Annotated in this window: 1 protein-coding gene; it reads left to right on the top strand. The window is 43.1% G+C overall.

Going from position 1 to position 814, the window contains the following annotated elements; genetic code table 11:
• Positions 1–62 precede the first annotated feature (62 nt).
• Positions 63–814: DUF4885 family protein (locus ACWHAR_RS25595; protein WP_452088248.1), on the top strand; the 752-nt coding region annotated here is incomplete at its 3' end.

The raw sequence follows: 814 nt of genomic DNA, 5'->3' as shown, positions 1-814 counted from the left end.
TAATATATACATTATCTTTGCCGATAAAAAAGAATAAGAGAGAATACTCGGGAGGGAATTCAATGCGTCTGAATCGGCAATTTATCCGCACTCAGCTGATGGCACAGAACATATTGAGCAAGAATGCGCCTGCCAAACGGGAGAATGCGACTGAAAATCCAGCGGCAGTTCTGGAAAAGGCATACAGCAGGCTTAAGTCACAATCTTCAACTGGGGGAATCAATCAGTTCAATTATTCTAAAACCAGCGTGTCGGGAAACAGCGGGACGTTCAGCAAAGTGTATCAATCAGCGAATGATCGAACAGTGACAGACACAGGGGAAGAAACAGTGATTCAATCCCAAAACCCCTATGAATCTGAGAGTGATATCAGAATCAAAATACTAGATGAAAAATACAGCAGGATGAATGCGATTAACAAAACAAAGTCTGATCCATTAGGCTATATTAAGGATAAGTACCAAAATTCAAAGTCTCCTTATTTCAGAAGTGATCTGTCAGCTGCAGAAAGACAGGCCGCTTACGATAATGAAACAGAATGGCTATTCAAAGGCAAGGCCCAAAACTATAACCTTCAGGATGCTGTGTTTCGGAATGTCACATTTCATGTGGAAGTGGAAGCTGAGAATGAAAAGGTGTATCAGCGGGGACAGGTTAACCAGCAGCTGCAAGTGCTGTTGAATCGAAACAACATTTATATTCCAGAGGGGACAGAGCTGACGTTTACAATCACACCGATTGACTATCAGGTGCGGGTGAGCGGGACAGACGACCAGGATCTGATCAAGCAAATTGAGCAAGTGCTGCAATCTGG

The organism is Bacillus sp. LR--39, from assembly GCF_053613335.1.
This window is presented reverse-complemented; position numbering and strand designations above follow the sequence as displayed.